Source organism: uncultured Holdemanella sp. (assembly GCF_934754935.1).
Lineage (GTDB): Bacteria > Bacillota_I > Bacilli_A > Erysipelotrichales > Erysipelotrichaceae > Holdemanella.
Map to the genome: position 1 here is coordinate 36,176 of NZ_CAKVJB010000003.1, position 22,744 is coordinate 58,919.

A 22,744-nucleotide genomic window follows, 5' to 3' on the forward strand; every position below is an offset into this window, starting at 1 on the left:
CCTTTTCTTTTCTTATGGTAAAATAATTGTATGATGAGGTGATATTTTATGAAGGGACCTTCCTTTTATTTTCAAAAAATGTCATTAACACGACAAATTCTTTCGATTATTTTGACGGTTTTGATGTTTTTTATCATGTTCTTTTTTGTATTTGTCAGTGATAATATTGATCGAACTATTACGAAACAAATGTATGAATTGATTCTTAATCGACAGACGCCGATTGTTGGTTTAGTGGATTCCAAACAAACGAATAGTTTAGATGATATTTATGCTTTCTTAGCGAGTGATAGTGTTCAAACCAATTGTCTTATTCAAAATGATGAAATGAATGTAATCACTAATCAAAATTCGAATAGAAAGCCAGTCAATCGTAAGGTATATGAGTATTTATTGGAACAATCAAAAGATATGGATGCCAAGACAAATAATGTGTTACAAGGTACGATTACTGTGGGAAATTCAAAATATTATTATCGTTTGATCTATTGTCATGATGATATTATTTTGGCAAGCTTTATGGATGATACATATGCGACTCAATTTAGAGATTCATTAATTGATTCAACCGTGTATGTTATTGTGATTGCGTTTATGATCGTATTCTTGATTATTCTAATGTGGGTATTCTCTATTATTCATCCTTTGAATCTAATTCGAAACTATATTGAACAAATCAAGGATGGTAAAGAAGTTGAGCTTCACTTAAATCGAAATGATGAAATTGGTGAAATGGCAACTGCCATTGTGAAGATGAATGATGAATTAAAGAAGCAGGATAAAGCTAAAGAAGATATGATCCATAATATTTCGCATGATTTAAAAACGCCGATTGCGACAATTAAATCGTATGCAGAATCGATTAAAGATGGAATCTATCCTTATGGAACGCTTGAAAGTAGTGTCGATGTCATCTTAGATAATGCACAGAGATTAGAAAATAAAGTACATTCTTTATTATATATGAATCGTGTTGAATATTTAGTGGCAAGTGATGCCGAGGGTGTAGTCACAAATATGAAGGATGTTGTGGAGCAGGTTGTATTGAATGCGGCTGTAATTCGTCCGGAAATTCAAGTGATTACAGATGTAGAGGAAGTTTTCTTTGATGGTTTGATTGAAGCATGGCGAGTCGCAATTGAGAATATTATGGAAAATGCCTTCCGTTACGCAAAATCATATATAAAGATCGAAGTAAGAGAAGACTGGCTATGTATTAGTAATGATGGTCCAAAAATGCCGGAGGATCGAATTCAATCTTTGTTTAGACCTTATGAAAAAGGAGAAGGTGGTCGTTTTGGACTTGGATTATCCATAGTTTCTAAGGTTTGTAAGGCCAACCACTATATTGTGAAGGGTGAAAATAGTGATGATGGTGTTCGTTTTATTATTTATCGAAAGGTGAAAAAACAAAGAAAGAAAAAAGAAAATACATGGGTAAAAAATAAAGGAGAAAAAGTATGATGAACGTTGCGACAATTGGATCTGGTGTTATTGTAGATCGTATGATCGAGGCTATGCGTTTAGATGGGCGATACAATTTGTATTGTGTTTATTCTAGAACACAAGAAAGAGCTAAAGAATTTGCCGATAAACATGGTATTCAAAAGTATTATACGGATATGGAAGAAATGTTGAGTGATGAAAATGTGGATATTGTCTATGTGGCAAGTCCAAATTCATTGCACTATAAACAATCCAAAATGGCTTTGGAACATAAGAAGCATGTTATCAATGAAAAGCCTTTTACACCGACTTTAAAAGAGTGTAATGATCTTTTTGAGATTGCCCAAAAGAATGGTGTTTATATTTTTGAAGCCATCACAAATGTGCATCTTCCAAACTATAAAATAGTTAAGGAACATCTATCAAATTGTGGAGATATTAAGATGGTACAATGCAACTTCTCGCAATATTCATCAAAATATCAAAAATATAAAGATCATATTCAAACTAATGCCTTTGATCCAGCCTTTAATGGTGGTGCATTAATGGATATCAATGTCTATAATCTTCATTTTGTGACGGGATTATTTGGTAAACCGAAAGATGTACATTATTTTAAGAATGTTGGATATAATGGCATTGATACAAGTGGAATTATTATTATGGAATATCCTGGTTTTATCGCAACTTGTACAGGGGCAAAAGATTGTTCCAGTCCGAATACAGTCTATCTTCAAGGGGATAAGGGAACATTGATTGTTTCTGGTGCAAGTAGTGGCGTATGTAAAGATGTTTTCTTTGATGCTCCAAAGAAGGATCAGATTGGTAAAAAGGCAACGGATACAAAAGAAAAAATTAGTATTGAACAGCCAAATCACATGTTGTATGAGTGTCAGGATTTTATGAATATCATTCTAAATAAGGATGAAGAAACTTATACAATGTATAAGGAACAAACACAAATGGTTGTCGAATTATTAGAAAAGCTATCATGAAGATAGCTTTTTTTTGAATATAATCATTTTTTCTGTGCTTTGACTTTCATCATATGCATATCCTAAATCTGAAAATTTGGTGATATCCTGGATGTTTTGAATATTATTTTCGGCTAGATAACGGACCATGGCACCTCTTGCCATCTTGGCATACACACCTTTTTCTTTACCATTTTCTTCGATAAAACGAACGTCCACTAATGGTTTATATTTTCGAATGATTTTGGCATATTCTTCACTCGCCAGATTTAAAATGGGTTCATCTATTTTGTCGGCAAGATCATCTTTCCAATAGTCGTAAAGTGAGAAAGGACATTTTGTCTGCATTTCTAAACGATAGGGTGTGATCGCATCTAATGGTTTTAATAATCCATAGAAACCAGAAAGAATATACAGATGTTCTTGAATATATTTCATTTGATCATCGGTAAATACGTGAGGAACCATATATTGATATTGAATGCCGGAATAAGCGAGTATGGCAGGTGTTGTATTTTTGTCTAAGGTCATATTATGAAATTGTTCATATGTATTTTTGGCAATGGTATCTGAACATTTTAAATATGATTTTAATTCTGGATAATCTAGACTTTGAATGTGATTTAAAAGTTCAGACGTTTTGGATAAGAATATAGGTGTTGTACACTCTATGTTAATATCATCAATCGTTTTCATTTTCTTAGCTGGAGATATAATTATTTTCATACAACTATTGTATAATAACTTTTAAGAAAAGGAAGTGAAGATTATGGTAAAAACAGAAGAAATGTTAAAGAATCTAGAGGAGTTGATCAATACACCAAGCGTGGTTGGTTTCTATCCTGAAATTCATAAGAAATTAAGTGAAATGATTGGTAAGTTAGGGTATAAGCTAGAGTTTGATAATAAGCGAACAGCTTATGTTCGTATACCAGGAAAAGATTCAAGTAAGACAGTATGTGTAGGGGCGCATTTGGATACGATTGGTTTGCAGGTTCGTCATGTGATGGAAAATGGATGGATCGAAGTGAAGAATTTGGGTGGAATCAATTTTCATAATATTGAAGGTGAAAATGTATATATTCATACGCGTAGTGGTAAAACATATGAGGGTATGGTGATTTGTAAGTCACATTCTACCCATGTATTTGATGATGCGAGAAGTCGTGAACGAGATAAGTTTAATGAAGCCATCTTGTTAGATGAAGATGTAAGTTGTGCTAAGGATGTGTATGATTTAGGTATTGAGCATGGGGACTTGATCAGTGTCGAACCACGTTTTAAACGTACAGAATCTGGTTTCATTAAATCACGTCATATTGATGATAAGGCTATGGTGGCTGCAGTAATCGAAGTGTTGCGTCAATTAAAAGAAGAAAACCTGACACCAGCTTATAATACATTATTTGCGTTTCCTATCTTTGAAGAGATTGGTCATGGAGGAGCCTATGTTCCTAGTGAAGTGAGTGAATATGTTGCGTTGGATATTGGCTTGATTGGACCGGATAATCATGGTTCAGAAAAGAAAGTATCGATTGGAGCAAGTGATAATTATTCTCCATATGATTGGGAATTGACCACAAAACTGATCAACTTGGCAAAAGCTAGTGATATTCATTATTGTGTAGATACATATTATCGTTTTGGTTCAGATGCCACAGCTGCCATCCGTGCTGGAAATAATATTACACCTGCTGTATTTGGCGTTGGATGTATGAATTCACATGGCTATGAACGAACGAGTGTTCAAGCTATTGAGGATTGTGTAAAACTAACCAAGGCTTATGTTTTAAGTAAATAAAAAAAGATATCGTAAAGATATCTTTTTTTGGTTAATTTTTTAATGTGAAATGATATTTATAACCATACATATAATATACCATCTACAAGTATATTATTAGACCAATATCATGGAATTGGTCGATAGAAACAAAATATTAAAGAATTTGAGATAATTCATATCCATTATAGATTTTATTCAACATTGTTTCTTTTGTTTGTTTAAATAAATCAAATTGTTTCTTTGCTTCATTAACGTTTTGATACACCTTCCAATCGCCAACTAAGTAGTATGGTTTGTGTTCAATAAATCCAATTACGTCATCTAATGGATATCCAAGAAATACACCTATTTCATGAGGAAAGTTTTTTGTGTTAAGTCTTTTTTTGAGTTCTTGTATACACAGTTCAAATGTATTTGGATATTGATAGGATTTTAAAAAGTTTTGAACTGCATTTGAGGAAATATAGTCTTTAAGTTTGGAATTGTATACATAAATGGTGTATTGAGATTCTTGTTCTATAAGGATAAAATAGATTCCTTTAGAATTGAATTGTTGATTGTATTGTTTGATAAAAAACTGAATACTATCGTCGTCTTTTGGAAGGTGAAACATATTGGCATATTTATATTGCTTCAAAGTGGGAGCACAATAATTGGCCAATAAAGATTCAAAACGTTTTTTTGGCATAATTAAGCTCCAATCACTTTTTTGATGTTTTCAAGATCTTCTGGTGTACCTGAATTTTCTACTTTATATAGAATTTCACAACCATAGTCATCACTGATTTTATCTGCGGCTTGACAATAAGCATCACCATAACCTGTATCTCCAGAACAAACGACGCCTTGAATCAAGGTACCATTGGCCATTAAGAAGCTTTCTACTTCTGCAGGAACATCGCCATATCCATCTGTATATGTAAATAAGATATATGGTTCATCCATACTTTCCGTTCCATCATTGATGCGAAGTGCATCGATACCTAATGAATTTACAATTTCTTCGACATTACCTGTGCGGCTTGCGTATGCATATTTCATATGGGTTACCTCCTTAATAGTTAGTCACATCTAACTGACTATAGTATATACCAAAGAAAGTTAGTTGTAAATAACTTTGTTGGAAAAAATTTATCTTATGATATACTATTTCTGTTTGACAGGAGAGTTTTATGCAAGTAAAAGATATGACGAAGGGAAACGAATTAAAGTTAATTTTTTTGTTTTCTCTACCTTTAATGTTAGGAAATATATTTCAACAATTATATACAGTGTGCGATACGATTATTGTTTCAAGACACTTAGGCGTTAAGGCATTGGCGGCCATTGGATGTTGTGATTGGCTTACATGGATGGGAATAGCCGTGGTGACAGGTCTTGCCCAAGGCTTTTCAATTCCTGTTTCCCATGCCTTTGGTACACATGATAAGAGCAATGTTCAAAAGTGTATTTCTGCTTTAGTAGTGAATGCGATTATCTCGACTGTAGTTTTATTAGCTATTATTTATCCATTATTGCCAAGAATTCTTGTGCTATTGAAGACGCCAGCTGATATTATGGATCGTGCACTCGCATATACTCATGTTATTTATATAGGGTTATTTGCGACAATGTTTTATAATGCGTTGGCAAGTATATTGCGTGCTTTTGGAAATTCGAAAACACCATTACAAGCCATGATTATTGCAAGTATTTGTAATGTTGGTTTAGATGTGTTGTTTGTCATGGGACTTGAGTGGGGCATTATTGGTGCTGGTGTTGCGACAGTGATTGCACAGATTCTAGCTGGATGTTTCTGCTTGTATCATGTATTAAAGTTAAAGGATTTTATGCCAAATTCAATTTGTAGAGATTTATCATACTATATGAATCAATTTAGATTGGGTATTCCAATGGCTTTACAAAATGTATTGATTGCGATTGGTGGCATGGTCTTAACAAGTGCAGTAAATCGATATGGAACATATTTCCTTGCAGGCTTTACGGCTATGAATAAATTGTATGGTGTACTTGAAATTTCGGCTGTTTCCTATGGATATGCCATGGTTACGTATACAGGACAAAATTATGGAGCAGGAAGGTATGATCGTATTAAGAGTGGTGTAAAAAAAGTTGTTTTACTATCTTTAGCCACTTCCATTTTGATTTCCATAATATTATGGTTCTTTGGACCATTTTTCCTTTCTTGTTTTATTTCAAATACAAGCCAAGGGGCAAAACAAGCTATGACATACGGATTAACTTTCTTAAGATGTTTAACTGTTTTCCTTCCAATTTTATATATGTTGCATGCATATCGCTCTACGATTCAAGGTTTATCCAACGCCTTTATTCCTATGGTGTCGGGATTATTTGAATTGTTGATGCGTATTTCTGGTGCTTTAGTTTTACCTATCTTTTTTAAAAAGGCAGGACTATATCCGGTAGAAGTATTGGCGTGGATTGGTGCTGTTGTCATTTTGATTCCAAGTTATTATCATATGGAAAAGAATTTTCAAAATGTTTCAGAAAACAGTTGACAAAATGTTTCATAGAGCATAAAATACGTACATACATAAGCAAAGGCGCTTATAGTTCATACATACATGAGCTGTAAGTGCCTTTTTCTTTTTGTATAAGGAGGGAAAATTATGGAGAAAGTATTAACAGAGGTATTTGGAATATGGTACCTGATTGGAGCTGCATTTGTATTCTTTATGCAGGCTGGATTTGCGATGGTAGAGGCCGGATTTACAAGAGCCAAAAATGCCGGCAACATCATCATGAAAAACTTGATGGATTTCTGTTTGGGAACTGTCGCATTTTTAATCATTGGTTATAGTCTATTGATGGGACATGATTTAGCAGGATTAATTGGTTGGGGTGAAAGTCCATTGACAAACTTTGCCGGAACAAACTGGTCAAGTTTCACATTTAACTTAGTATTCTGTGCAACAGCTGCAACTATTGTTTCTGGGGCTATGGCTGAAAGAACTAAATTTATTTCATATTGTATTTATAGTTTTGTGATTAGCTTGATCGTGTATCCAATTGAAGCCCATTGGGTATGGGGTGGTGGATGGCTAAGTAGCCTTGGTTTCCATGATTTTGCCGGAAGTGCTGCCATTCATTATGTTGGTGGTTTAACTGCTTTAATTGGAGCATGGATGTTAGGTCCAAGAATTGGTAAGTTTGACAAGGATGGAACTCCTCGAGGAATTCCAGGACACAGCTTAACAATTGGTGCACTTGGATGTTTCATCTTATGGTTTGGCTGGTATGGATTTAACGGTGCGGCTGCTACAAATGGTTTACAGTTAGCTACAATTTTTGCGACAACAACTGTAGCTCCAGCTGTTGCGACATGTACGGTTATGTTGATTACTTGGATCAAATATGGAAAACCAGATGTTGCGATGTGTTTAAATGGTTCATTAGCTGGTTTAGTTGCGATTACGGCTGGATGTGATGCTGTAAACGTATTTGGATCATTTGTGATTGGTATCTTATCTGGATTTGTGGTTTGTTTCATTGTATGGTTACTAGATTATAAATTAAAAGTAGATGATCCAGTAGGTGCTGTAGCTGTACACTTTGGCAATGGTGTATTAGGAACAATTTGTGTAGGATTATTCGCTTGTGGCACAGATACAATGACTGAAGTACAAGGCTTATTCTATGGTGGTGGATTCCATTTATTAGGTGTTCAATTATTAGGATTGTTGGCAATTGGTGCTTGGACTGCTGTAACGATGTTTATTACTTTCTTTATTATCAAAAAGACGGTTGGCTTACGTGTAAGTGCACATGAAGAAATTGTTGGTCTTGATAAAATGGAACATGGATTGGAAAGTGCATATGCTGGTTTTGCCTTAGAAGCCGATGTTCCTGGTGATTATTTAGAAACGGTACAAGATTCTAGTTATACTCCAAGTGTTGAAGTAGATGATGCCGTACCTACAAAAATTATTCATAGTGATGGTTCAATTTCAAAGGTTGTCATTATTACGAAGACTGAGAAATTTGATAAGATCAAGGCTGCATTAAATGAAATTGGTATTGGTGGTATGACCGTAACGAAAGTATCTGGTTGTGGTGTGCAAAAGGGTCAGACTAGCTACTATCGTGGTGCTAAGGTAAATATGGAATTGCTTCCTAAATTGAAGGTGGAAGTCGTTGTGAGTGAAGTGCCTGTAGCTGATGTTGTTAAGGCGGCTAAAAAGGCATTGTATACTGGTAATATTGGGGATGGAAAAATCTTTGTCTACGATGTTGCGGATGTTGTTCGTATCTCAACAGGTGCTCGTGGTAAAGATGCATTAAAATATGAATACTAATATATATCTTGGCTTGTAATCTTGCTCTTTTCTCTTATTCATTACAAGCCATAAGAAAAAGGATCGGTTTCGATCCTTTTTAATTTAACAAATCTGTATCAAATACATTATCATCTAATTCTTCATCCACCATTTGGAAAAGCAGTTCTTCGATGTCTTTACCATTTTCTAATTCTTCAAATAAATCAGGTCTTTCATAGAACAACTTATTAAAGAAAAATCCAGAAACTAATTGATCATTTTGTTCTTCTAAAGTGCGATGTTCATCTTCATCTACCCAAGGCCCATCATTTTGGGATTCAATTATTTGAATGCGTTCCAAATCAATTTCTTTTTTATTGATTTCTTCCTTGATGAGTTCTCCTGTCACAGGATAGAATTCATCTGTTTCAGAATCAAAGAATGACAGTAAGAACATGTCATTTTTTTCTAAACATAAATCGGCAATGGTACAAATCTGCATTTCTTCGGCAGTATAATCAATACCTTCACAGTGAATTATAAAATCATAGCTGCATACAATGTCTAAACTTGACATCACAAAGTAAGCCATGTCCGCTAATGGAAGTCTTTTAGGGAACGTGATGGTTCTTGTGATATCCTCCAATTGAAATTGAATGGTACAAATTTGAAATCTTTCTTTTAAATAGTCCGTTTTTTCTTCAATACAAATCTTTATACCTTCTTCAAAAGAATAATCATGGAATTCAGAATCAATATCTAATAATTCATGTAAATATTGATTGGCAATTTCATGAAGTAAGATAAATTGGTATTTGTCATCTTCTGGTGCATATTTGAATAATTCATTTAATGCAGGTACTAATTTTTTATTGTTTGTGATTGCGTCTATTGTCATTTCCATCATGGAATCCATTTGTTTTTGTAGTTTCTTTTTCATTTTTACTCCATATCCATATGTTTTAACATATTAAAAATATCATCGATTTCCTCTAAATCATCTTCAACTAGAGGAATGTCGAGTTCATCGCAAATGTATTCAAGCCAACTTAGAATATATGGGTTTCTAGCATATACATGTTTAGGTTTACCAAAATGGTCGACTACACCTAAGAAATTATCCATAATAACTTCAAAATCTTCTTGATCAGGATGAATCAAATCAAAATGTAGAATTTGATCGTTTCTTAAATCAAATACAATATAGGCTAATGGATTGATAGGTCTTTCAAAACCTTTATCATTTGTAGGGACCATCATATAATCCATGTCGATCGCAAGTTCTAAATCTGAGTCATCCATATTTTTGAAATGATCGATTAAATTTGTATCATTGATAAGAATTGTGTTATATCGTTCTGGTTCCGTAGGTCTAGGTACAGTATATGAAAACCAATGATTATCTTCATCTTTTTGCGTATAGATAATATCGCCTTTTTCAAAAATAGATTCTTGGTATTCTTCATGTTTAAGTGTTTCAATCAATCCTTTGTAGGTTTCAATTAACATCTTGGCTTCACCAAAATTTGGTAGACTAGGAAAGCTCTTCTTTTCAAACGTTTTGAAATAGATCCAGTTTCCGTTTCCACGAAAGCGAAGACCAAGTTGTTTGATAATAGAATACATATCGTCATCTATTTCATCACGATTGCCCCAATAACAAGTAATGCAGTTTTGATCGGACATCACAAATGTTGCGGGTACATTATAGTCGTCATTGCTGATTTGACAAAAATCACTATAACCTTCCATACCACGATAGACACTGATGCCTGTGCAAGTTCCGCCTTTTCCCATAATTGATACGAAGTTGGGTTCTTCATTTTTCTTTGTTTCTACCGCAATTAAATCCATGTCCCAATAAGAGTTCCATGGCTTTAATTTGGTGATTTCAATAGCTAAATCATATAGTTCTTTCCATTGTTCTAATGTTGCTTGTGTTGCCATAATAATTCCTCAACTTTATTATATTAATAGTAACATTGAAGGACATGAAACTCAATCAAGATTCCTTGACGATTTTTCCACTTATATACTCAGGAATAAGTTCAAAACATTGTACACTAGGACCTGAATATTTTAATTCATGATCAATATAATCTTGATCATCGGTGAATTTTAAACAGAGTTGCGTACATATTTCTTTGACTTTATTTGGATCATCAACCAACTTGATTTTTCCAAATACTATAACACTCTGATAATGAATAGCCCATTCACCATCTTTCTTAAAACCTTTATCCATGACACAAAAGCTGGCTTTATTACTTTGTTTTAAACAATCCATCTTGTGGCCTTCTTTAGCACCATGAAAATAAATGTTTTCAGTTTTTTCATCATACCAATGTGTAATAGGAAAACCATAAGGATATCCTGAATCGCTAATCAAAGATAATACTCCATGTGGTTCATTTGTAAGTATTTCAATACATTTTTCTTGGCTTAATTGTTGTTTGAATCTTCGCATTGTCTTAAACATAGGTTTCTCCTTTAATGAAAAAGGTGTAAATTGAATTACACCTCTATAAATTTGAATTCATGAATTCAATGATTCCAGCTTCCACTTCATTTTTGATTTCTGCATAATTATGAATTTCATGACGATAGCCAGAATATAGTTTAGTAGTGACATGATGTCCAGTTTCTACAAGCCAGTTGCTGACTTGACAAACGCCAAGACCATATTCACCAACTGGATCTTGATCACCCGCAATATTATAAATAGGAAGTTCGGTAGGTACTTTTTTGGCCCATTGCGTACCTTCAATTGTAAGCATCATTTGGATAAAATCATAAATAGAACGATTGCTTGTAGGTCTTGTGAAGGCATCAAAAGGATCTTGTGCATGATCAATTTGTACGTATGGATCGTGGCAGATCCATTCATTTCCAATTTGAATTTCACCACAACGTTCGCACATCCAACCCATAAGTGAGCCAACAACATTTGGATCCGACTCTTCACCGTGTCCTGCATCAATGATTTCTTTCAATTTCTCTTGAGCTTCTTTAGCACCACGGAAAATGCCTGTTGTACCACAAATGGTTGCACCATTTAACTCATTTCCATATTTCGCAATAAAATCTCTTGTGATAAACGAACCCATACTGTGACCAAATAAGAAATAAGGTAAATCTGGATATTTCTCACATACAATTTCTTTCAATGTGTGCTCATCTTCCATCATGGTGTGACATCCTTTGTCTCCCCAATCACCCCATGCATTATTTACCATTGCGGTTTTTCCATGACCTACATGATCATCAGCTGCTACAATATAACCAGCATCTAGAAAAGCTGAAATCATGTGGATATAGCGTCTTGAGTGTTCGCCAAATCCATGAATCAATTGAACAATTCCATTCGGTTTGCAGGCAGGAACATAAATCCAACCTTGCACTTGATCGCGTTCATTGTAAGATGTAAAAGATACTTCGTGTAACATACAATAATCCTCCTTTTCTTTGTGTAATGTTAACTCGTTTTATATCTGTTTTTATTATACTCCATACTCCCACAAAAAAACTATGTCATTTAGCTGACATAGTCTTTTTCATAAATTTATACACAATATACGCAAGTACAATACCTGCAAGAATATCCGTTGGATAATGTACGCCTACATAGAGTCTAGAAAAGGCAACAAGAATTGCGAGCAGGATGACTGGAATACTGTATTTTTTGGGAAGACCATCATATACCATAAAGGCACAAATAAAGGCAGATGCCGTATGTCCAGATGGAAAGGAATAGTCGGTTGGTTTATCTATTAATGGAACAAGTTCATTAAATGCATCAAAGGGTCTAGGTCTTTGAAATATGAGTTTTAAGACAATAAATAATACAGTACAAATCAGAAAGGCAATGATTGTTTCTTTTGCGAGTTTTCTTGTTTGTTCATTTTTCTTGAACATATATATCAATACGATTCCTAGAAGTATATATAAGAAGTATTCATTGGTAATTAAAGTAAAGAATGGCGTTAATATGTAGTTTCGTATATTTTCTTGTATAAACAATAAAATTTGAATATCCATAGAAATTTTCCTTTCGTTAGGAGTATTATACATATATACAGATAGGAAGTGAAGTTATGCGACTAGAAAGAATGAGTTGGAAAGATTGTGAAGAATATTTTAAGGATCATGATATGGTGATTCTGACAACGGGAAGTACAGAAAATCATGGAATTCACAATCCATTAGGAACCGATACAATGATTCCTAATAAAATTTTAGAGCTCGTAGAAAAACAGAGTGATATATTAATTGCACCAACATTGCCTTATGGGGATGCTGATTTTCATACGGAATACACAGGTACAATATCGATTGGTAGTGACTTATTGGAAATGGTCATGGAAAGAATTAGTGATCGACTTTATGATTGTGGAGCTAGACACTTTGTGTTTTTAAATGGTCATGGAGGAAATACACATGCATTAAGTAAAGTGTGTCGTCATTTATATAAAAAGGGTGCTGTTGGAACGATTTTTGATTGGTGGACCATTGCCGGTAAAATCAATCCTGAATGGGCTGGAGGCCATGGTGCAGGTCAGGAAACAGCAGCTATGTTGTATGTGGATGAAAGTCTAGTACAAAAGGATAAGATCATGGATTCAAATTTAAATCAATTTACATCCCGATTAACAGCTTCAAATGCGCAAACGGTTAACTTTAAAGGTGTGGATATTCCTGTTCCTAGAAGCAATCGTTTAAGTAGTGACAATGGTTGGTTTGGTAAGGACCATCCTAAATATGCAACATATGAATGGGGTAAAGAGATGGTTGAGGCTACGGCTGGTTTTCTTGTGGAATACATGAAAGAATTTCAAAAGATGTAGTAATTCAAGTTCACATTTAATATAAATATTAAAAAAACATGTAAATCATCAGATAAAATGAATGGTAGTTATATCGATTTTATGTATTTTCCAGTAATGTTGGACTTGTTTCAGAAGTAGTATTCAACTGGATTGATACATTGCTAGAATAGTTTTCAAAAAATATACAAAAAAGGTGTCTCAGAAAATGCAGACACCTTTTAATATATTCGCATAAACACTAGATAATATCTTCCCAATTCTTCAAAGTTGAACGTGTTTTTAAAAATATTTCATCAGAAGATAAATCAGTGTTGTTTTCGACTTTTTGTTTCATAGTTTTATAGTCACTAATTGTTTTATGAACCATGTTGATTATTTGGTTTCGTTTTCTATTTAAATCCGCAAAAACATTTTTATTGACTGACACACTAGAAGTATAAAGATTTAATTCGTTTCTATTCATGATGATCATTTTGCAGAAATCAAGCCCAGGTCTAGCTTTGTTTCCTGTATTATAAATTGGAATTGAATAACTTTTAGGACATCTACTGCGCAATGGCACAAGTATGATTTTATTTTCGTAAGAAATTCCATAATAATATGGTCTTACTTTTCCAGAATGATTGTTTTTATCTAATGTTTCTTCTAAAGAATCTCTAAATTCATCATTTATCTTTAAAAATCTAGTAGCCATAGTATCTCCAAAAAAAAAGCATCTATATAAGATGCAAATAAGCCATCCTTAGTTGCCGTTAGTTTTTGTCTACCTCTACTCATCAATAGCTTTCACTATAAATAAGCGACTTGTTGCTGACTTAGGACAATCGGTCAGAACCCTAAAATAAGTTGCCGTTAGTTTTTGTCTACCTCTACTCATCAATAGCTTTCACTATCAATAAGCGACTTGTTGCTGACTTAGGACAATCGGTCATAACCCTAAATAAAGGATGGCAAAATAATAATGTAAGATAGTTTTCCTATCTACAATCATAATATATCATACGCAATAAAAAATGTAAATCAACAAACATGTCATACTAACTATACATGAAAGAATTTCAAAAGATGTAGTAATTCATTTGAAGTTGAACTATAATAAATATACAAATAGGGGACAAATATCTTTTGTCTCTTTTCTTTTCGTATGGAGGCTTTAATGGAAATCATTATTTTAATATTATTATGTATTGTGATTGTATGTTTAATTGTTTTGTTGATGCAAAATAAATCAAAGGAAAGTGTTTCCTCAAATTCGGATTCTTTGATTCTTCAAAAGAATTTTGAATATCTTTTAAAACAAGTACAGGATGTTCAAAAGAATCAGGCTACATCTAAAATGAGTTTGAATCAAATGGAAGACTATTTGTATCGTATGAATCAAGTTATGACAAACACAAAATTAAGAGGAAACTGGGGAGAATATCAATTGGATATGCTTCTAAGTGTATATTGTGGTCAAAATCCATCAATTTATTCTATGCAGTATACTTTGCCGAATGGAAAGATTGCGGATTGTGCTTTTCATTTGCCAGATACTAATAAAGTATTGTGCATTGATTCAAAGTTTCCAATGGAAAACTATTTAAATTTACAAGAAGATATGGATACGTATTTAAGGCCTTTTAAGATGAATATGAAAAAGCACATTGATGATGTGGCTAATAAATATATCAATATAGATACGATGCCTTATGCCTTATTGTTTGTGCCTAGTGAAGCTATTTATCAATTTGTTTGTGCAAAATGCGATGATTTATTCACATACGCCCTTCAAAAACATGTGATGTTAGTATCACCAACGACACTTGTAGCAGAGGTGATGACATTATTATCAAGTACTAAAGATTTTTATAGAACAAGTCATATGGAAGAAATCGAAAGAAATATATTATTGCTTCAAGAAGATGCGAATCGTCTTGTGGAAAGAAGTATAAAGGCAGAAAAGACATTGGAAACTTTGGCAACACAATTTCATGCGGTTTCTATTTCTGCACAGAAATTATCAAGTCGAATGACTAAGATGGGAGAAGACGAATGATTAGTACATTAAAGGGAAATATAGCTTTGTTGGATTTTGATTTGATTGTCGATCCAACCAATCAACAAGTATTACCGATGCAAGGAGTTAGTGCACAAATATTTCATCAAGCCGGAAGTGAAATGATGAAGGCATGTCAAGAATTGAATGGTTTAGAAGTAGGAAAAGCTAAAATGACCAAAGCTTTTAATTTACCATGTAAGGCAGTTATTCATACGTGTGGGCCACGCTATATGGATGGAACGCATAATGAAGATGAATATTTGGCCGCTTGTTATTGGAATAGTATGGCATTGGCTTATGATTATATGCGAAAAAATGATATGGAATCGATTAATATTGCTTTTCCATGTATTTCTACAGGTATCAATGCATATCCAAATCATGAGGCTTGTGTAATTGCGATTCAAACTGTAAAGCGATTAATGAATAAGTTTCCTGAGACAAAGGCGATTCATGTATGTTTTGTATGTGATAAGACAGAAGATTATATGCTATATAAAGAGGCACTTAGACTGCGATGAAATCCATGGTTGATTTATCTCATGAATTTTTAAAGCCAGTTCTTCATAAACAAGCAATTTGTATCGATGCCACATTGGGTCAGGGAAAAGATACAGATTTCTTTTTATCGCAAAATGTACATAAAGTATATGGTTTTGAAATTCAAAAGGATGTTTTTGAAAGTACAAAAAAACGATTTGTTGATCAAAAAATTTGTTTCTATAATGTCGGACATGAACATATGAATGAATATATTCATGAAGAAGTAGATGCGATCATCTTTAATTTTGGCTATTTTCCTCAAGGAAATCATGAAATCACAACTCAGTCTTCTTCAAGTGTTAGTGCAGTAAAACAAGCTTTGCATCTTTTAAAAGTAAAAGGAAGAATGGCACTTGTGATGTATCCACATGAATCAGGACAAGAAGAAGCTAAGTGTATGGAACAATTTTTAAAAACGCAAACAACGATTCAGGTACAGAAGGTACAAAATTTATTGGTGGATCATTGTCCATATGTATTATTAATTGAGAAAAGAAGATAAAAAAATAGACAACGTTTATGGCGTTGTCTTATTTACTTTGTAGCATGAAATAATAAATTTCGGGAGTTGACATAAAGCGAAGATTTACGTGTGTACAGCCAACACCAGATGAAATGATGTATGGGAAGGTTAGCTTTTTAGCACGGGAACGATTTAATGATTTTGCGCCATCTATTGATTTGTATCCTCCTAGAACAGGGAATGTGATTTGCGTTCCATGGGAATGTCCACATAGTGCTAAAGAGATGGATTTTGTAGATAATTCTTCATTTGTCAATGTATCTGGCATGTGGGTAACTAATAAGTTATATTGTGTATCTGCAACAGTGATTTTACTTGGATCTGGCGTGTTGGATAATGCACTTAATGTAATGCCATCACTCTTTTGATTGGTCAGAAGAATGGTTTCGTTTTCTAAAATTTCAAATTGCGATTGATTTAATATTGAACGAACAATATCATTATTTGCCTCATCCTTTTCGCCTAGCACACAAAACTTACCTAAGGGTGCATTGATTTTTGATAATTTATTCGTTATATAATCGATATCTTCTTGGCTCATCTGACTACTTTCATCAAATAGATCTCCACCAAAAATAAGAATGTCTGGATCTAAGTGTTCAATCTTATTAAAGAGTTTATTTGTTCTTTCTTTATTTTCAAATTTTCCATACTGCAAATCCGTAAAATAAACAATCGACACATCATTCATAGATTCAGGTATCTTAGTATCTTGTAGTGTTTTATATTGTACGATCAATTTATCGGGTTCTACATTTTTTGCGATTGTTATAGATGCAGCCATACTTAAAACAACCACAAATAAAATACCGATAATGATGAACATTTGTTTCTGTAACTTTGTCATGCAAATATTTTATCATAAAACAGAAAAGACATCACTAGGATGTCTTTGTTGTTCTTGGCTTTCTTGCATGGAAGTTTTTACGGTTCTTCTGAAGTTCTTCCATTGTTTGTTTTGAATTTAAGATAACTGGAATTACAATTGGATTTCGATGTGTCTTTTTATATAAGAATGGTTCTAATGTAGAACGTACACAGTTTTTGATTTCAGAGAAAGTTGTCTTTTCTTTCATCTTTTCTTGAAGCGAATTATTTACAATATATTCAGCTTCTTTGATCAAACCTTGTGAGTCTTTAATAAAGACGAATCCACGTGATACAATAACAGGTCGCATTAAGATCTTGTTTTCTTTTGAATCAATAGCTAAAATAACGGCAACTAAACCATTATCGGCCAAAATACGACGATCTTTTAATACGGCTGTAGATAATCCAGAAATATCATTTCCATCTACATAGATGTCATCACCTTGGTATCGCCAATCACTTTGTAGTACTTTGTGATCTCTTAAAATAAGAATGTCACCATTTGCGCATACAAAGATGTTTTCTTTTGGAATACCAGTTTCCATAGCTGTTTGTCTGTGTTGCATCAACATTTTATATTCACCATGAATTGGCATAAAATAAGTAGGACGAACTAATTGTAACATTAGTTTTTGTTCTTCTTTTGAAGCGTGTCCTGTTGTATGCAAGTTATTCAAGATGGATTTTGTAAGTACGGTAGCACCTGATCTAAATAAGTTATCAATAACACGATTGACACTCGATTGGTTTCCCGGAATTGGATTGCTTGAAAAGACAATTGTATCGCCTGGCTTTAAGTGGATAAAGCGGTGTGTACCATTGGCAATTCTTGATAGAGCTGCAAGTGGTTCTCCCTGGCTTCCTGTACAGATAATACATACTTTGTCATCTGGAGTATGAGCAAGTTCTTCAGGACTCAAAAAGTCTGAATTTTTGACTTTGATCGTACCCATCTTTCTTCCAATATCCACAACATTTTCCATGCTTCGTCCAAAGACTATGACTTTCCTTCCAAATTTAGTAGCTGCCTCAATGATTTGGGCAACACGATGTACATTGGATGCGAATGTGGCAACGATTAGACGCTGCTTTGTCTTTCGCATAATGTCTTGGATTTCGTTGGCAACCTTTCTTTCTGAAATAGAGAAGTCCTCAACTCCAGAGTTTGTGGAATCAGACATTAATAAGTCGGGTTGTGTAACACCGATAAATGCCATCTTTTGATAGTCAGCATTGGTTCCAACAGGTGTTAAATCAAATTTAAAGTCACCTGTATGAACGATAGATCCATTAGGACATGTGATATGTACACCTAAAGAATCTGGGATTGAGTGGATAGTATTGAAAAAACCTACTTTGAAGTATTTTGTAGTAATACTTGAATTTTCATCGATTTCTATAATTTTTGTTTTTTCTAGTCCTTTATGTTCGCTTAGCTTTTTAAGAATCAAAGCCTTCGCAAAACGAGGTGCATAAATGGCATCAATCTGGACTTGCTTAAGTAAGAAAGGAATTCCTCCAATATGGTCTTCGTGACCGTGGGTAATTACTAAAAACTTTCTTTTTTTGTTCATGCGAATCAAATGGTGATAATCAGGAATAACGTAGTCAACACCTAATAATTCATCACCTGGAAACAAAACGCCACAATCTACGATACAGATTTCATTTTCGTGTTCGTAGCAATACATATTTTTACCAACTTCGCCTAGACCTCCTAAGGCATAGATCAAAGTATCACCTTTTTCAACGTGATTTTTTGCATGATATGGTTTTTTGTTCGATGCATGCCCAAACGTTTGTTCTTGTGTTTTTGGCATATTCGACCTCTTTCTATAATTTAATGACTCTATTGTTATTATAGCAAAGCTAGGCAATTTAAAAAAGCAGAAGCTTAAATGACTTCTGCCTCATCATCACTTTTCCAAGGATTGTTGGCATCAATGTGATCATAGAAAAGTGTACCTGACAAGTGATCGATTTCATGTTGAAGGCAAATTGCGAAATATCCTTCGGCTGAAATGGTTACATTTTTATCTTGAATCAAATCATAACCACGAACTTTAATTCTTGCATGGCGGAAAACATGACCTGGATGTTCACCTTTCACAGATAAACAGCCTTCTCCATTATCTAAGTATGCATTTTGTACAGATTCAGAAATGATTTTAGGGTTGACTAGTGCAACTTCATCCACACCATCTTCATATGGGATTCTAACCGCAATCATTTGTTTTAAAACGCCTACTTGAACAGCCGCAATACCAACAGCTGGCTGTAAACCTTCGGCTTCGGCAATTTCATCATCTTGTGAATTACGTACATAATCTAACATAGCCTGCAAAAGTTCTTTATCTTCATTGGATAAAGGCAATGAAACAGGCTCACTTTGCATACGAATTCGCTCATCAGTATCTAATATAATATCTTTGCTTGTTATTTTCATAGTAATCATCCTCGCAAGTATTCTATAGCATTTTCGAATTATTGACAAATGATTTTTGAAAATATGCTAAAATAGAATTTATGATGGGGGGATTTTCATGTCCAAACAAAAACGGCGGTCAAAATTATCATTTTTCGCATTGGATCCAAATTGTGATAAATATATCAACTGGGCGGTTGCGCTTCTGTTATTGGTTGGAACATTCACTATTATTTCAACAAATGTAGGGAAAACAACATCTGCGCCCAATATTGTTCCTAAAGTACTTATAAAACAATGTATGTTTGCGGTATGTGGATATATTGCAATGTGGTTTATGAATAGATGGTTTCGCTTTAAATGGTATGCAAGAATTGAAAAAATGATTATTCCAATTTGTTTGTTTATTATGGGAACTACATTTGCGTTCCCTGAAATTGGAGGAAGCCGTGCCTGGATCTTGATTGGAGGTATCTCCTTACAGCCAAGTGAATTCGCAAAACCATTGATTATTCTTATTTGTGCTACATGTTTATATCGGGCTAAAAAAGAAACAGATATGTTAAAAGTAAGAGGGCAACTTTTTATGAGAGCATGGATTTCATTTGTTTTAATGTTTGGAATTGTATTTGTTCAAAAAGACATGGGAACATTGGTGATTATTTGTTTTATTTTCCTATCTTGTATCATGATTCCAAAATATGTGGTTTTACAACGTACGCAAAAAGTATTGAAAGTATTGGTGTATGGAGCCATTGCAGCAGCCATTGTCTTATTTGGAATCACAAATATTGGTACTGAAATTATAAAATATACACCACTTGCGCATATTGCGGTACGTGTTGAGAATTTTAAAGATCCATATACAGATGTATATGGAGATGGATATCAACCTGCCAACTCCCTATATGGTATCGCAAGTTCAGATATTCATGGAAAAGGTATAGGCAATTCAACGCGAAAATATGGTTATTTAACACAGGCAGATAATGATTATATTTTAGCTGTATTGCTTGAGGAAACGGGTATTTTTGGATTATTTGGTTTAGTTATATTATATGGAATGATTGAAATTCGTTTATTTTATTATGCATTTAAAACAAGTGAAGACATGTATAAAGTGATATTAGGTGGAACAGGCGTTTATCTATTTATGCACTTTTTCTTAAATGCCGGAGGCGTTGCTTGTTTAATTCCTTTTACAGGCGTTCCACTCTTGTTTATAAGTAGTGGGGGAACAAGTTTAATGTCGATTATGCTGACAATGGGGTTGGCACAAAATTGTATTTGTGCAATCCGAAGAAGGGAGATGGATCGTTTATCATGAGAATTGTAGCGGGAAAATATGGGTCTAGATCATTAAAAAGTCCTAAAAATGATGCAACTAGACCGACACAAGATAAAATTAAGGGTGCAATCTTTTCAAGTTTAGGAAATATTTTTGATGGTGGTAACTTTTTAGATTGTTACAGCGGAACAGGAAATATGGGTTTAGAAGCTGTAAGTCGGGGGATGGATCATGCGACTTTAGTCGATAATAATAAGGGTGCTATCTCGGTAATCAAGGAGAATGTAAAAAGTTTAAAGGCTGATAAAGAGACAAAAATCATTTGTGGAAATATCTTTAGTGTGTTAGAGCGACTCACATTAAAATATGATGTAGTCTATATTGATCCTCCTTACGCAAAGCAGGAAAATGAAAAATTGATTCAGAAGTTAGATGATTTGGATATGGTAAAATCCGATGGAATTATTGTTGTGGAAAGCCGTGAAGAAGAGGTGTGGCCAGAAAAAATAGCTTCCTTTACAAAATATAAAGAAAAGACATATGGTATTACGCGGATTTCTTATTATCAAAAAGAGGAGAATGAAAAATGAAAATAGCAGCATTTTGTGGAACATTTGATCCAGTGACTTATGGACACTTGGATATTATTGAAAGAGCTAGTAAATTGTTTGATGAGTTGGTTGTTTTTATTTCACCAAATTCAGACAAAAACAATGAGTTTACCGAGGCAAGAAGACTTGAATGGTTAAATGAATCGACAAAACATTTATCGAATGTAACATGTAAAATTCAATCTGGATTAGTAGTAGAGGCTTGTAAAAGTGTAAATGCTACTGTGCTGGTACGTGGAATTCGTAATGGTGTGGATTGTACATACGAGCAAAACATGGCGTTTATGAATGCAAGATTGGATGAGAATATTGAAACGGTTTGTCTATTCACACGACCTGAATATAGTTTATATTCAAGTTCAAATGTAAGAGAACTCTTTAAATATGGACAAGACATTTCTGGTTTTGTGCCAGCTTGCGTATTAGAAGATCTTAAAAAAGGAGAAGAATAAAATGGAAAAGTTTATTGATTGGTTAAAGGTAAATGGATATAAATATAAAAATGAAGATATTTATTTAGAGGCATGTACACACTCTTCTTATGCCAATGAACATCATCGTGAAATGGATGATAATGAACGTTTAGAATTTATGGGCGATTCTGTTTTGCAGATTTGGAGTGCAACTCAGCTATTTTTAATGGAACCAAAAATGCGTGAGGGACAAATGACAACACTTCGTGCACAAACTGTATGTGAATCGACATTAGCCGTATTAAATAGACAGCTAGGATGGTATGAATTTTTGCGTTTAGGTGTCGGTGAAGAAAAAACGGGTGGAAGACATCGAGAAAGTATTTTGGCCGATCAGTTTGAAGCTTGTATTGGAGCTATTTATATTGATCAAGGATATCATGTTTGTGATGAAATCTTGACTAAGTATATGAAGCCTGTATTCAAACAAGAAAAGAGTGAAGCTGTTACAGATTATAAAACACATCTACAAGAAGTCATTCAGGCAGATTCTAGAAAAACAATTCAATATAAATTATTAGAAGAAAAAGGTCCAAGCAACGCCCCAACATTTACTATGGGTGTATATTTAGATGATATTTTATTAGGTCAAGGAACAAGTAGTACAAAGAAAAAAGCAGAACAAAAAGCCGCTAAGGATGCTTTTGAAAAGATGGCTAAATAA

At 33.7% G+C, this 22,744-nt stretch carries 25 protein-coding genes; 13 read left to right on the forward strand and 12 right to left on the reverse strand.

From position 1 onward, the window contains the following. The first annotated feature begins 48 nt into the window (after positions 1 to 48). Both Q0E86_RS01405 and Q0E86_RS01410 read left to right on the forward strand, forming a co-directional pair. Entirely contained in the window at positions 49 to 1,464 is a 1,416-nt protein-coding gene (locus tag Q0E86_RS01405) for a HAMP domain-containing sensor histidine kinase (protein WP_295754157.1), read from the forward strand. Further along, complete coding sequence (locus Q0E86_RS01410; RefSeq protein WP_295754158.1) at positions 1,461 to 2,441, forward strand: Gfo/Idh/MocA family protein; 981 nt, start codon at positions 1,461 to 1,463, stop codon at positions 2,439 to 2,441. The genes Q0E86_RS01405 and Q0E86_RS01410 overlap by 4 nt, the downstream gene beginning before the upstream one ends. Here the strand turns inward: Q0E86_RS01410 and yaaA are convergent. Next, complete coding sequence (yaaA, locus tag Q0E86_RS01415; protein ID WP_295754159.1) at positions 2,436 to 3,146, reverse strand: peroxide stress protein YaaA; 711 nt, start codon at positions 3,144 to 3,146, stop codon at positions 2,436 to 2,438. The two genes, Q0E86_RS01410 and yaaA, sit on opposite strands and share 6 nt — an antisense overlap. A gap of 43 nt (positions 3,147 to 3,189) precedes the next feature. Between yaaA and Q0E86_RS01420 the strand changes: the two genes are divergently transcribed. After that, on the forward strand, positions 3,190 to 4,221 hold the full coding sequence (locus Q0E86_RS01420) for a M42 family metallopeptidase (RefSeq protein ID WP_295754160.1): 1,032 nt from the start codon (positions 3,190 to 3,192) through the stop codon (positions 4,219 to 4,221). A gap of 136 nt (positions 4,222 to 4,357) precedes the next feature. Here Q0E86_RS01420 and Q0E86_RS01425 read toward each other — a convergent pair whose 3' ends face one another. Both Q0E86_RS01425 and nrdI read right to left on the reverse strand, forming a co-directional pair. Then, on the reverse strand, positions 4,358 to 4,891 hold the full coding sequence (locus Q0E86_RS01425; protein ID WP_295754161.1) for a DUF3793 family protein: 534 nt from the start codon (positions 4,889 to 4,891) through the stop codon (positions 4,358 to 4,360). A gap of 2 nt (positions 4,892 to 4,893) precedes the next feature. Beyond that, on the reverse strand, positions 4,894 to 5,244 hold the full coding sequence (gene nrdI, locus Q0E86_RS01430) for a class Ib ribonucleoside-diphosphate reductase assembly flavoprotein NrdI (RefSeq protein ID WP_295754162.1): 351 nt from the start codon (positions 5,242 to 5,244) through the stop codon (positions 4,894 to 4,896). Between the two features lie 131 nt (positions 5,245 to 5,375). On the opposite strand from nrdI, the gene Q0E86_RS01435 reads away from it, so the two are divergent. Both Q0E86_RS01435 and Q0E86_RS01440 read left to right on the forward strand, forming a co-directional pair. Next, positions 5,376 to 6,722 (forward strand): MATE family efflux transporter, encoded by a 1,347-nt coding sequence (locus tag Q0E86_RS01435; RefSeq protein WP_295754163.1) that lies wholly within the window; start codon positions 5,376 to 5,378, stop codon positions 6,720 to 6,722. A gap of 111 nt (positions 6,723 to 6,833) precedes the next feature. Next, a complete protein-coding gene (locus tag Q0E86_RS01440; protein WP_295754164.1) occupies positions 6,834 to 8,519 on the forward strand; it encodes an ammonium transporter in 1,686 nt (561 codons plus the stop codon). A 79-nt stretch (positions 8,520 to 8,598) separates the two neighbouring features. Here Q0E86_RS01440 and Q0E86_RS01445 read toward each other — a convergent pair whose 3' ends face one another. The 5 genes from Q0E86_RS01445 to Q0E86_RS01465 form a co-directional block, all read right to left on the reverse strand. Continuing rightward, positions 8,599 to 9,420, reverse strand: coding sequence for a hypothetical protein (locus tag Q0E86_RS01445; RefSeq protein ID WP_295754165.1), 822 nt, complete (start codon positions 9,418 to 9,420; stop codon positions 8,599 to 8,601). A 2-nt stretch (positions 9,421 to 9,422) separates the two neighbouring features. After that, positions 9,423 to 10,427: a DUF6930 domain-containing protein gene (locus Q0E86_RS01450; RefSeq protein ID WP_295754166.1), complete on the reverse strand. Its 1,005-nt coding sequence runs from the start codon at positions 10,425 to 10,427 to the stop codon at positions 9,423 to 9,425. A 55-nt stretch (positions 10,428 to 10,482) separates the two neighbouring features. Then, on the reverse strand, positions 10,483 to 10,959 hold the full coding sequence (locus tag Q0E86_RS01455) for a pyridoxamine 5'-phosphate oxidase family protein (RefSeq protein ID WP_295754167.1): 477 nt from the start codon (positions 10,957 to 10,959) through the stop codon (positions 10,483 to 10,485). A 43-nt stretch (positions 10,960 to 11,002) separates the two neighbouring features. Next, a complete protein-coding gene (locus Q0E86_RS01460) occupies positions 11,003 to 11,926 on the reverse strand; it encodes an alpha/beta fold hydrolase (RefSeq protein WP_295754168.1) in 924 nt (307 codons plus the stop codon). An 85-nt stretch (positions 11,927 to 12,011) separates the two neighbouring features. Continuing rightward, on the reverse strand, positions 12,012 to 12,518 hold the full coding sequence (locus Q0E86_RS01465) for a phosphatase PAP2 family protein (protein WP_295754169.1): 507 nt from the start codon (positions 12,516 to 12,518) through the stop codon (positions 12,012 to 12,014). A 56-nt stretch (positions 12,519 to 12,574) separates the two neighbouring features. On the opposite strand from Q0E86_RS01465, the gene Q0E86_RS01470 reads away from it, so the two are divergent. Further along, entirely contained in the window at positions 12,575 to 13,324 is a 750-nt protein-coding gene (locus Q0E86_RS01470) for a creatininase family protein (protein ID WP_295754170.1), read from the forward strand. Positions 13,325 to 13,544: 220 nt separating this feature from the next. Here the strand turns inward: Q0E86_RS01470 and Q0E86_RS01475 are convergent, their stop codons facing one another. Continuing rightward, a complete protein-coding gene (locus Q0E86_RS01475; RefSeq protein ID WP_295754172.1) occupies positions 13,545 to 14,000 on the reverse strand; it encodes a hypothetical protein in 456 nt (151 codons plus the stop codon). A 462-nt stretch (positions 14,001 to 14,462) separates the two neighbouring features. Here Q0E86_RS01475 and rmuC point away from each other — a divergent pair, with 462 nt between their 5' ends. Genes rmuC through Q0E86_RS01490 form a run of 3 tightly spaced genes read left to right on the forward strand, consistent with a single transcriptional unit; the run spans position 14,463 to position 16,392 of the window. Next, entirely contained in the window at positions 14,463 to 15,344 is an 882-nt protein-coding gene (rmuC, locus tag Q0E86_RS01480) for a DNA recombination protein RmuC (RefSeq protein ID WP_270741379.1), read from the forward strand. Further along, on the forward strand, positions 15,341 to 15,868 hold the full coding sequence (locus Q0E86_RS01485; protein WP_118010816.1) for a macro domain-containing protein: 528 nt from the start codon (positions 15,341 to 15,343) through the stop codon (positions 15,866 to 15,868). Before rmuC ends, Q0E86_RS01485 begins: the two co-directional genes overlap by 4 nt. Beyond that, positions 15,865 to 16,392, forward strand: coding sequence for a class I SAM-dependent methyltransferase (locus tag Q0E86_RS01490; protein ID WP_295754173.1), 528 nt, complete (start codon positions 15,865 to 15,867; stop codon positions 16,390 to 16,392). The genes Q0E86_RS01485 and Q0E86_RS01490 overlap by 4 nt, the downstream gene beginning before the upstream one ends. 28 nt (positions 16,393 to 16,420) lie before the next feature. On the opposite strand, the gene Q0E86_RS01495 is transcribed toward Q0E86_RS01490, so the two are convergent. The 3 genes from Q0E86_RS01495 to def all read right to left on the reverse strand — a co-directional run bounded on the left by Q0E86_RS01495 (position 16,421) and on the right by def (position 19,729). Next, entirely contained in the window at positions 16,421 to 17,260 is an 840-nt protein-coding gene (locus Q0E86_RS01495) for a metallophosphoesterase (protein WP_295754174.1), read from the reverse strand. Positions 17,261 to 17,294: 34 nt separating this feature from the next. Continuing rightward, positions 17,295 to 19,103, reverse strand: a complete 1,809-nt coding sequence (locus Q0E86_RS01500) for a ribonuclease J (RefSeq protein ID WP_295754175.1) — start codon at positions 19,101 to 19,103, stop codon at positions 17,295 to 17,297. Between the two features lie 74 nt (positions 19,104 to 19,177). Further along, the gene (def, locus tag Q0E86_RS01505; protein ID WP_295754176.1) at positions 19,178 to 19,729 is read right to left on the reverse strand and encodes a peptide deformylase; all 552 of its coding nucleotides are present in this window, start codon (positions 19,727 to 19,729) and stop codon (positions 19,178 to 19,180) included. 97 nt (positions 19,730 to 19,826) lie between these two features. Here def and Q0E86_RS01510 point away from each other — a divergent pair, with 97 nt between their 5' ends. The 4 genes from Q0E86_RS01510 to rnc are packed head-to-tail and all read left to right on the forward strand — an operon-like array spanning position 19,827 to position 22,744. Then, positions 19,827 to 21,035 (forward strand): FtsW/RodA/SpoVE family cell cycle protein, encoded by a 1,209-nt coding sequence (locus Q0E86_RS01510; protein WP_295754177.1) that lies wholly within the window; start codon positions 19,827 to 19,829, stop codon positions 21,033 to 21,035. Next, positions 21,032 to 21,586: a 16S rRNA (guanine(966)-N(2))-methyltransferase RsmD gene (rsmD, locus tag Q0E86_RS01515; protein ID WP_295754178.1), complete on the forward strand. Its 555-nt coding sequence runs from the start codon at positions 21,032 to 21,034 to the stop codon at positions 21,584 to 21,586. The genes Q0E86_RS01510 and rsmD overlap by 4 nt, the downstream gene beginning before the upstream one ends. After that, positions 21,583 to 22,059 carry a pantetheine-phosphate adenylyltransferase gene (coaD, locus tag Q0E86_RS01520; RefSeq protein ID WP_295754179.1) on the forward strand — a complete coding sequence of 159 codons (477 nt, stop codon included), beginning with the start codon at positions 21,583 to 21,585 and terminating at the stop codon, positions 22,057 to 22,059. Before rsmD ends, coaD begins: the two co-directional genes overlap by 4 nt. Before the next feature lies 1 nt (position 22,060). Then, complete coding sequence (rnc, locus tag Q0E86_RS01525; RefSeq protein WP_295754180.1) at positions 22,061 to 22,744, forward strand: ribonuclease III; 684 nt, start codon at positions 22,061 to 22,063, stop codon at positions 22,742 to 22,744.